The 9853-nt window shown below is 66.0% G+C and carries 8 protein-coding genes; 1 reads left to right on the top strand and 7 read right to left on the bottom strand.

What is annotated here, in order from left to right; all coding sequences use genetic code 11:
• Positions 1-69: 69 nt before the first annotated feature.
• The 5 genes from ACWKY3_RS04190 to ACWKY3_RS04170 form a co-directional block, all read right to left on the bottom strand.
• Entirely contained in the window at positions 70-1734 is a 1665-nt protein-coding gene (locus ACWKY3_RS04190; protein ID WP_449315164.1) for a response regulator transcription factor, read from the bottom strand.
• A 185-nt stretch (positions 1735-1919) separates the two neighbouring features.
• Complete coding sequence (locus tag ACWKY3_RS04185; RefSeq protein ID WP_449315163.1) at positions 1920-3764, bottom strand: ATP-binding cassette domain-containing protein; 1845 nt, start codon at positions 3762-3764, stop codon at positions 1920-1922.
• 474 nt (positions 3765-4238) lie between these two features.
• Entirely contained in the window at positions 4239-5444 is a 1206-nt protein-coding gene (locus tag ACWKY3_RS04180) for an ABC transporter permease (RefSeq protein ID WP_449315162.1), read from the bottom strand.
• Between the two features lies 1 nt (position 5445).
• Positions 5446-6495, bottom strand: a complete 1050-nt coding sequence (locus ACWKY3_RS04175) for an ABC transporter ATP-binding protein (RefSeq protein WP_449315161.1) — start codon at positions 6493-6495, stop codon at positions 5446-5448.
• The gene (locus tag ACWKY3_RS04170; protein WP_449315160.1) at positions 6492-7406 is read right to left on the bottom strand and encodes an ABC transporter ATP-binding protein; all 915 of its coding nucleotides are present in this window, start codon (positions 7404-7406) and stop codon (positions 6492-6494) included. Before ACWKY3_RS04170 ends, ACWKY3_RS04175 begins: the two co-directional genes overlap by 4 nt.
• Positions 7407-7720: 314 nt before the next feature.
• Here ACWKY3_RS04170 and ACWKY3_RS04165 point away from each other — a divergent pair, with 314 nt between their 5' ends.
• Positions 7721-8293: a TetR/AcrR family transcriptional regulator gene (locus ACWKY3_RS04165; protein ID WP_449315159.1), complete on the top strand. Its 573-nt coding sequence runs from the start codon at positions 7721-7723 to the stop codon at positions 8291-8293.
• Here ACWKY3_RS04165 and ACWKY3_RS04160 read toward each other — a convergent pair.
• On the bottom strand, positions 8232-9353 hold the full coding sequence (locus ACWKY3_RS04160) for a DUF1648 domain-containing protein (RefSeq protein ID WP_449315158.1): 1122 nt from the start codon (positions 9351-9353) through the stop codon (positions 8232-8234). The two genes, ACWKY3_RS04165 and ACWKY3_RS04160, sit on opposite strands and share 62 nt — an antisense overlap.
• Positions 9350-9841, bottom strand: coding sequence for a GntR family transcriptional regulator (locus ACWKY3_RS04155; protein WP_449315157.1), 492 nt, complete (start codon positions 9839-9841; stop codon positions 9350-9352). Before ACWKY3_RS04155 ends, ACWKY3_RS04160 begins: the two co-directional genes overlap by 4 nt.
• Positions 9842-9853 lie beyond the last annotated feature (12 nt).

Here is a 9853-nt window from a genome sequence, read left to right as displayed (position 1 = left end):
ACAACGCCGGCGCACAGGCGGCCCAACACGCCGGGGCGTAGGCCGAGCCGCCTCGGATCCAAGCTGCCCCTAATCCGGTCCGCCGGGCTTCGCGCCCGCAGAACCCTCCCCGCCCACGCCCGCACCTTCTCTGCGGGTCTCGGCCACTTTGTCGAGCAGCTCCTGCTTGGAATGGACCTGCGCCTTGCGGTAGACGGCCCTCGTGTAGTTCCTGATGGTGTTTTCCGAATAGCTGAGCGCCCGGGCGATGAAGGCGCGGCTGCGTCCTTGCGCGATGAGCGACACGATGGCCTCTTCGGTTTCGCTCAGGCCGAACCGCCGCGCGAACATCGCCACCGGGCTTGCGGGGCCTCGCCCGCCCGCGTCCGCCTCCGCGCTCCCCGCCGCACGCCCCGGCTGCGCACCCGCAGCCGCCTCCGCGCCCTCCGCCGCGCTCCCCGGCTGCGCGCCCGTTTCCAACCGAGCCACCCCCGTCGCTTCGGACGCGCTGCGGCACAGTTCGAACCCGACCTGCCGATCCCCCATGAAGCGCGGGCGCATGATGAGCGTCGCCTCCATCAAAGCCACCATTGCCATGGCTATGAGCAGCCACAATCCGTGCTCGAGCGCGGGTCCCACCGCGTACACCATGATGCGCCCCGCAGCCATGCACAAAAGCGAGCCGCCGTATGCCGCCGCGTACACTATCGTCGTGGGTTGGCGCACATGGCGCCCAATGCAGTAAGAGAAGAACACAAGGGGAATGTAGAAGCAGGTCACCGCGTTGGTGAGCAGAAACGCGCTCGCTTCCTCGGAGCCGGCCTGTCCGCTCATGAGAAAGCAGATGCTCGCCATCATGAGCGCGTTCTGGAACAGCCAGTACCCCGAAAGTCGAAACGAGCGCCCGCGCACCAGCACAAGCCACACGACAAGCGCGACCAACGCCACGACCAGCACCTGGTGAATCGAGCGCACCGCCTGCGACAGCTCGCGCTCGCGCCCGTCGGGATACCCCAGCGCCATGCCCAGCAAAAGCGCGTACAGGAAAAACGCTGCCAGCACCTGCGCCACGCCGCGCCGCAACGGATCCCGCTCGTACAACGCGTCCGCGCCCGGAGCCTTGCCCGCGCTTTCCTCCCCGGCATGCCCGCGCTCGTCGAGCCGCGCCATGGCCTGCCAGTAGGCGTACACCGACAAGGCTGGCACGAACAGGTTGACCATGCCCGAGACGGCCGGGTCCAAATACCCCATCGCAAGCGACAGCGCGCACGAAAGCGCCAACCCGCCCGCCGCGTAGAGAAACGCCTCGCCGGGCTTGAGCCTTTCAAGGAAGAACACCCAGATGACCTCGCCCCCGACAAGCCCCACGCCGCCCACCACCACGCGCAGTGCCTCGAAATCGGCCGTGTTGAAGAAAAGGTCGATCAGGTACAGCAGGCTTGAGGCCGTCATCAGCACGAAGCCCGACCACACGAACACGCCCCGCGTTATCCGCGAAAAGCCGGCTCGGTGCACGAGCACTGCGAGCAGGACCATGACGGCCACGCGGGCGATGTTCGCGCCCACCGTCACCATGCCCATGTCCGCGGAGAAATGCAGGTTGTAGAAGTTGAACTGGTACCAAAGGCGATAAAGCCCAATCCCGAAGAAGGCAAGGCTCAAACCGGGCAGGAACGTCGCCTTGAACGCCGTGAGCGAGCCAGTGTGAAGATAGCGGTCAGCAGCCGGAACGCATCCAGCACCCCCCCCCGCCACTTTTCCTTCCTCGCGCTTCATACCCGAATTGTACCATAGCCCGCATTCCCTGACCCGCACGCCCAACGCAACCGAACGCCCTAGCGTGACAGGAGGACCGTGACAGGAGGACGGGGATAACCTCACATTGGGGCACATCCCGGTGTGACGTCATCCCCTTCCTCCTGTCACGAACGGAAGCGCACCTATTCCCCCAGTTTCTCGGCGGCTTCGAGCCAGGCTTCTTCCAGCTCGTCCATCTGGGATTGCAGCTCGTCGATGCGCGCCTGGGCCTCGCCGAGGGCGGCGAAGTCGGTGGGATCGACGGCGGCCATCTGGGCCCGCACGTCCTCCATCTTGCCGCGCAGCGTTTCCATTTTGCGCTCGTTGGAGGCCATGAGCTTGCGCAACGCCCGCTGCTCCCCGCCCGAAAGCCTTTCCCTCCCCTCTTCACCATTTGCGGATGTCGGATGAACGTCCGCACCATCAACGGGGGGCTGGGCGCCGCCCAACCCTCCCCCCGCGAGCGCGTCTCGCTCGTCCGCCATTCGCAGGTACTCCTCCACGCCGCCCGGCAAATGCCGCACCTTCCCGTCGATGAGGGCGAACTGGTGGTCGGTCACGCGCTCCATGAGGTAGCGGTCGTGCGTGACCAAAAGCAGCGTGCCCGGCCAGCCGTCGAGCAGCTCCTCCATCGCAGCCAGCATGTCGGTGTCCAGATCGTTGCCCGGCTCGTCCAAGATGAGCACGTTGGGCTCGTCCAGCAGGATGAGCATGAGTGCAAGCCGGCGCTTCTGCCCGCCCGACAGGTCGCACACCGGTTCGTTGAGGTCGGCGCGCGAGAACCCCAGCTTCTCAAGCAGCTGCGCGGGCGTCGTCTCCTTGCCGTCCAGCATGGTGCGGCGGCTGTAGCGGCCGATCACCTGGCGCACGCGATCGTTACCGAAAGCGGCCAAGTTGTCCAGATGCTGCGACAGCACGGCGAAGCGCACGGTCTGGCCGATCTTCACGCGCCCCGCGCTCACGCGCTGCACGCCCTGGATGACGCGCAGAAGCGTGGTCTTGCCCGCACCGTTCTCGCCGACGATGCCGTAGCGATCGCCGGGGCCGATGATCCACTCCACATCGTCCAGCACCGTGCGGGCCGATCCGCCCTCGCCTTCGAACCGCACGCTCACGTGCTCAAGGTCCACCACCTGCTTGCCCAAACGCGCCATGGCCATGCGCTTGAGGGCCAGCTCGTCGCGCAAGGGCGGCACGTCGGCGATAAGCGCCTGGGCGGCGGCCACGTGGAACTTCGGCTTCGTCGCCCGCGCCCGCGCCCCGCGCGAAAGCCACGCCAGCTCGCGGCGCAGGGCGTTTTGGCGCTTCTGCTCCGCGAGTGCCGCCCGCCGGTCGCGCTCGACGCGCTGCATGATGTAGGCCGAAAATCCGCCTTCGAACGGCTCGACCACGCGGTCGTGCACCTCCCACATGCGCAAACACACCTCGTCAAGGAACCAACGGTCGTGCGTGACCACCAAAAGCGCGCCCGCGTCCCGCCTCCACCGGCCCTTCAGGTGCTCGGCCAGCCACGCGATGGCGCGCACGTCCAAATGGTTCGTGGGTTCGTCCAACGCGAGCACGTCCCAGTCGCCCACCAGCAGTCGCGCCAAATCCACGCGCCGCCGCTGCCCGCCCGAAAGCGTGTCCACCCGCGCGTCCCACGGAATGTCGCGTGTCAGGCCGGCGATGATGTCGCGAATGCGCGCGTCGCCCGCCCACTCGTGCTCGGGCCGCTCGCCCACGATGGCCTTGCCCGCGGCGTCCCCGTCGCGCAGTTCATCGACCTGCCCCAGCACGCCCACGCGCACGGTGCCGTTTCTCAGCACGCGGCCTTCGTCGGGATCCAACCTGCCCGCCAGCAGGTTGAGCAGCGTGGACTTCCCGTCGCCGTTGCGTCCCACAATGCCGATGCGGTCGCCCTCGTCAACACCCAGCGACACGCTTTCGAACACCGTTTTGGTGGGAAAGTCCACCCGCACCTTCTCGCACCCCAGCAGAAACGCCATGCCGCTCCGTCCGTCGTCGCCATCGTTCGCAGGCGATTATAGCGCACGGCGGGCTTGCGCTTCATCCCCGGCACGCGCGGCAAGGCACGAAACGCCCTCTGCCGCTGTCGCAGAAACGTCGGAGGTTCGGCCGAGAAGGCAGTCGCTCCCTGCCAAACCGCCGCTGGCACGGGCTGCGCGAAGCGGCGCGCAGGACCCTGCGCCCGCAGGTTGGCCACAAACCGCGCCCTGTGGCACGCGCGGGGCCGCCTTCCCGCCCTCCGTGCCCCTCGCATCTGGAGAAACACCAGGTCGCGGGAATTGCGCGATCCGCCAACCCGCCGAATCAGCCGCTCGGAGTGCCACAGGGCGCGGTTTGCGACCAACCTGCGGGCGGCCCTTCGCCGCACCGCTGGCGGCGGGGGCCGCATCAACGCCGTCCAACGTGGAGGCGGGCGACCCCGCCTCCACCCCCGCCGAAACGGGCGTCACATCCTACAAGGGCAGATCACGCTTGCAAAACCGCACGGCACCCGCTACGTAGGCCACGGCGGCAACGCCCGCAAGCGCGCACAGCTTCCACGCGAAAGCGTAGTCCACGGCAGCCGTCCCCACGGTGGCCAACGCATCGGTGTCGTACAAACCCACGAGCGTCAGGTTGTTGAACACCCCCAGCGCCTCCACGCCCATGCCGATGTCCACTAAATTGGGCGAGCCGAAAATCCCCAGAAGCGACGCCAGGAAAAACCACACCGCCAAGCCGCCGCCGAATGCAAGGGAGGCCCCGGAGCGGTTGAACACGCAGCTGCCGAAATAGCACAGCCCCGCCACAGCCTCCACCAGGAGGTACATCCCCACGTACAGAGCCAAGATGCCCGCCGCGTTCGTTTCCGGATACAGCGCGTTGGTGGAGGCGATGCGCGCAACGCACGCAATGGCGCACAGCACCAGCGGCACCACCAGCATAAAGAGCATCTGAGTGAAAGCCACGGCGCGGCGCTTCGTGGGCGTGGACAGCAGATACGCCATCGAGCCGCGATCCACCTTGTCCACCACCAGCGAATTCGCCAACAGCACCACCAGCAGGAACACGGGCAAAAGCCCCGTCCCGGTGAAGTACATGGAGTTGAGCAGCGCGTCGGGGTCCATCTCCTCCATGGTGTCCATGAGGCCCATGTCCACGCCGGCAATGCCCAGCATGGTGTCCATCATGGTTTCCAGATCAAGCTCGTCGCCGCTGAACACGCCGGTGCTTTGGGCCAGGGCGTAGGCGTACTCGAACTGCCGCACGTAATCGTCAAGCGGCACGTCGGAACGCCCCAGATCGTCGATAGCCTCTTGGAAGCCCTGCACGCTCAAATCCTCGCCTATGCTCTGGGACAGCAGGTTAAACGCCTGCTCGTACGCGTCGCGATCGCCTCCTTGGGCGAAATCCCCATAGGAAAGGTTCGCCTGGGTCATCGCGTCGTAGGCCGCAAGCGCCCCCAGGTACACGTAGAACTCCTCCTGCTCCTCGCTGTAGTCCTCGCTCCCTCCCGCCGTGGCGGACATCATGCTGCCGGCAAAGTTCATGACCACGCACATCAGCACCATGATAACGGCGATGACCAGGCACAGCGCCCAATTCGCCTTCAAGTTTTGCCCAAAGAGCGGCCCGGAGAACACGCCCGTCACCTTGCCCGTTTCCCGCGTCTGTCCCATGCTATTCCGCTCCTTGATCGTATGCCTGCAAGAAGATGTCCTCCAACGTGGCCCGCCGCTCCGAAAGCGCCGTCAGGCCGCAGCCATCAAGCGCCTGAAACAGCTCCGCGGTCTGAGATGCCTGCACCGCCACCTGGCGCGTCACCTGGCCGGTCGGCTGCGCATCCGACGGTCGCCCGCCCAATGGCTGCGCCTCTGACGACCGCGCACCCGAAAACCGCCCGCCCGGAAAACGGCGGTCGAACTCCTCCGCCTGCCAAGCGGTGGCGAACTCAAGCGCGTAGCGCCGCGTCTGGCTGCGGCGTAACTCGTCCAAATCCACCACGCCGATGACGCGCCCGTCCCTGATCATGGCCACGCGGTCGCACACCTCCTCCATCTCCTCGAAGATGTGGCTGGACATGAACACCGTGTGCCCGGCTTCCTTTTCCGCGCGCACCAGGTCCAAAAACGCATCGCGCATAAGGGGGTCCAGACCCGTGGTGGGCTCGTCCAAGATCAGCACGTCGCGCCGGGCCATGAGCGCCGCCGCGATGGCTGTTTTCTGCTTCATGCCCTTGCTCATGCGCTTCAGATTGGCGGTGGGGTCAAGCTGCAGCGCCTCTATCACGCGGTTCATGTAGGAAAAGTCGGTCACGCCCAGGTGGCGGGCCTGCGACTTCAAAAACTCCACGCCGGTGCGCAGGTCGGGAAACGCCACTTCGCCGGGGATGTAGCTCACTGCGAGCATGTTGTGCGCTGCGTGCGTCCAGCAGTCGCTGCCGCACAGTTCAGCGGTGCCGGCGGTGGGCTTGATAAAGCCCATGAGCGCGCGGATGGTGGTGGTTTTGCCCGAGCCGTTGGTGCCCACGTAGCCGAACACCTCGCCTTTGCGCACCTCCAGGTCAACGTCGAAGATGCCGCGGTCGCAGCCGTAGTCTTTGGTGAGCCCTTTCGTGCGGATGACCGCATCGTCGGACGCGCAGACGGAAGCCGCGCTTGTGGGGTCCAGCGCGCAGGCGGGAGCCGCGCTCGCAAGGCCCAGCGGGCGCGCGGGAGTCAAACCGCTCATGAGGCCACCCCCTCAAACCGCTTGTCCTCTTTGTAGAACTGCATGAAGTAGTCCTCCAGCGTGAAAGGTATCTCCTGGAAATCGTAGGGTTTGAGCGCCGCCAGGTCGCGTGCGAAAGATCCCACTTCCTCGGGCAGCACGCGCACGCGCACCGAACGGGCCTTCGCACTGGACGACGCCACCGCATACCCGCGCTCAAAAAACGCCGCAAACGACGCGTCGTCGGCGAAGGTCACCTTGAAGATGGAGCCGCTTTCGCGTTTGAGCTGCACCGGGTCGAAATGCGCCGCCAAGCGCCCGTCTTTGATGATGGCGATGCGGTCGCAGGTTGCGTCCACCTCGTGAAAGATGTGCGAGGAGAGGAAGATGGTCTTGCCGCGCGCCTTCTCCTCGCGGATGTAGGCGATGAACGCCCGCTGCATGATGGGGTCAAGGCCGCTGGTGGGTTCGTCGAGCACCAGCACGTCGGGGTCGTGCATGAAGGCGACCACCACCGCGAGCTTGCGTTTCGTTCCCAAGCTCATGGACTTCGTGTCCACATGCGGATCCAGCTCGAAGCGCTCCAGCAGCCGGTCGCAGTGCTCCAGGGAGTCCATGCGCCGCATGCGGGCCATCATGCGCAAAAACGCCGATCCAGTCATGCCCTCGGGCAGCGCGATCTCGCCCGGCAGATAGCCGATGGACGCCTGCAAAGCGGCGGCGTTTCGCCAGCAATCCAGCCCGCGCACCCGGGCGCGCCCGGCATCGGGGTGGGAAAACCCCATGAGGTGACGGATGAGCGTGGTTTTGCCTGCGCCGTTAGGACCCAGGAAACCGAAGCATTCCCCCTGATCAACCTTCAAGCTGACATCGAATACGCCGCGGCCGTGGCCGTAGTCCTTGGTCAGGCTATCGACTTCTATAACGGCCAAGGGGCCTCCTTTCGCTCGTGCGCACCCTCGAAAGCGCAGACGCAACGCGAACGCCATGCGCGGATACCCTCGCAACGCGGAACATCATGCGCGGCAGACACCCTTGCAACGCGAAACGCCATGCGCGGCAGACGCCTTCTCGCTTGCGCGCCCCTGCGGGCGCGGGCGCGGAATGCTTGTGCGGATCCACCCATTATCAGCACGCGTTCGCTAGAATAAAAGAACATAAACGGACAGTCTGACCCATTTTCAGCGCAGGAGAAACCATGGCCCGCCCCCGCAAGGACAGCGACGACCCCTCCGCCAAAGAGCGCATGATGCAGGCGTTCTGGGAAGTGCTCGAAGAAAAGCCCTACGCGCAGATGACCGTGTCCGACATAGCGCGCGCGGCGAACGTGCGACGAAACACCTTCTACTACCATTACGCGAACGTCGGAGAACTGGCCGAGCAAGCGATCCGGCAGTACATTCCGCTTGCCGTCCAGAACATCAACGTTATGCGCTCAGGTGGCCCGGACAGCCACTTCCCGCCCCTCTTCCCGCCCGATGCCCAGGGAAAGATCGCGCTGATAGCAGGGCCTCATGGCGCCATGGACCTGCTCAACATCGTGAAGAACATCGCCTGGGATCTGTGGGTGAGCGAATTCGGCGTCGACGAGTCCAAGCGTCCCCTGTTCGAATACGCTATCAGCGGCATGATGGCCGCCAGCTCGTACCTGATGCGCTTCGCTCCCGAGCAAAGAGCCGCATTGCTTGCGAACAGCGATCTGCCGGCCATCATGTCCGCAACCCTTCGGCAGATCTCCCCGACCATCCCCTCCTCGCCTACGCAAACAGCGCAAGAGCCGCCACGAACGCCGCCGACGCCAGCACGCTGCCGGCCATGATGGCCCATGCGGCAGGGCGCGCCCAGTTGACCGTCCAGCCCACGCCGAAGCGCTCGGGCAGAAACAGGCTCGCGTCGTCGGGGTTGCAGTAGAACACGCCCAGCTTCCAATAGCGATCGTCGTCCACGAGCAGCTCGTCTGTCGCCTGCATGCGCTTGAACACGCGCGAGCCCGCCTGGCCGTACACCGCCGATATCACGAGGGAGCCTGCAACAAGGGGCAGCGTTGCCACCAACACGACGACGGCCGCCTGCCCAAGCGTGATCGCGCCCAAGGCCGAAAGCTCGAACGCCAGGCCCACGCACGTTGCCACAAGCACGCCAGACACCAGCAGAAACACGCTTTGAGCGCGCGCGAACAGGCCGTAGGCGAGCGCTGATGTGGCCGGGGCGCCCGGCTCGGACCACTTCTTCGACCGCAGGATGATCCAGTGGGAGAACGCGAAGCACGCGACTAAGAACAGCTGCACGATCACCGGAAACGCCACGACTCCCGGGCCTTTCGGCTCCCAGCGGTTCACCGTGCCGTCGAAATCCGCATGCAGGGGGATCAGGTCGGGCATATGCGGGTACGCCGCAATGCCGATTGCCGCCGTCACCAGGATGACCGGCACGTACAGCAGATTCCATTTGAGCGAGATGGCGCGCGGAACGGGCTGCTCGCCCACCACGGCCACCGCCTCCTGGGCCGCAGCCACCCACCCTTGCTCGCGCTTGTACGCCCTCGTGAGCGAGCGGTAGCGCAGCATGAGGGCGTAACCGCCAACGAGCAGCACAAGCTCGCCGCCTATCAGGACAACCATCACGCCAGCGCCGTTGCCCGCAAGCGTGCACGCGGCCCCCGCAATCGTGAACACCGCCGTCGCCAGCAAGACGGCGGCCGCATAGCGCCGTTTGAGCCGCTTGACGAACGGGTCTTGCTGCGCGGACGCGGGCACCGTGACGGCGAACACCTCGCCACGACGCATGAGGTAAGGGGTGATCGCCATGAGGACGCCGGTGAAGGGGACGAACAACGTTGTGATCAGCATCAGAAGCGTCAGGTCAAAGCCCTGCATCATAGGGCGCCTCCCATTGCCGCCTCGCACGGCGCGTCCGGTGCGGCGGCATCTTGAAACGCCGCCGCCGCGCGTTCGGCCCGCGCCTCCGAACGCTCGCCGGCGCCGTACGCCCGCGCGGCTTGGCGCTGCGCGCATTCAAGGAACTCGCCCCAACCGCCGCCGCGCGCACGATGCGCCAACGCCAGCTCGAACAGCTCGTCCTCCATCTTCGCCAGCTCCACCTGGGCGCGGTCGGCCCGGTCGGCCTCGCACGGGTCGGCGATGTAGGCGCCCGAGCGGCCGCGCATGAGCACGTAGCCCTCGTCGCGCAGCACGGCGTACGCCTTGTTCACCGTGTGCAGGTTGATGCCAAGGTCACTCGCCAGCGCACGCACCGAGGGCAGCGCCTGGCCCGGCACCAGCTCTCCCGTGGCAATGGCCGCGATGATCTGGCCGCGCAGCTGCAAGTACAGGGGCTCTTCGGATTTCTGGTCGATGCGGATGATCATGGGCGGTCCCTC

This window comes from Rubneribacter sp. (genome assembly GCF_965361815.1).
Note: the sequence above shows the minus strand (reverse complement) of the source record. Positions and strands in the feature narration are given on the sequence as shown.

What these genes read in the sequence shown, in the direction of transcription:
- ACWKY3_RS04185 (WP_449315163.1), bottom strand. Translation starts at nt 3,764, where the DNA reads ATGGCGTTTCTGCTGGGGTGCGAGAAGGTGCGGGTGGACTTTCCCACC.
- ACWKY3_RS04180 (WP_449315162.1), bottom strand. Translation starts at nt 5,444, where the DNA reads ATGGGACAGACGCGGGAAACGGGCAAGGTGACGGGCGTGTTCTCCGGG.
- ACWKY3_RS04175 (WP_449315161.1), bottom strand. Translation starts at nt 6,495, where the DNA reads ATGAGCGGTTTGACTCCCGCGCGCCCGCTGGGCCTTGCGAGCGCGGCT.
- ACWKY3_RS04165 (WP_449315159.1), top strand. Translation starts at nt 7,721, where the DNA reads ATGATGCAGGCGTTCTGGGAAGTGCTCGAAGAAAAGCCCTACGCGCAG.
- ACWKY3_RS04160 (WP_449315158.1), bottom strand. Translation starts at nt 9,353, where the DNA reads ATGATGCAGGGCTTTGACCTGACGCTTCTGATGCTGATCACAACGTTG.
- ACWKY3_RS04155 (WP_449315157.1), bottom strand. Translation starts at nt 9,841, where the DNA reads ATGATCATCCGCATCGACCAGAAATCCGAAGAGCCCCTGTACTTGCAG.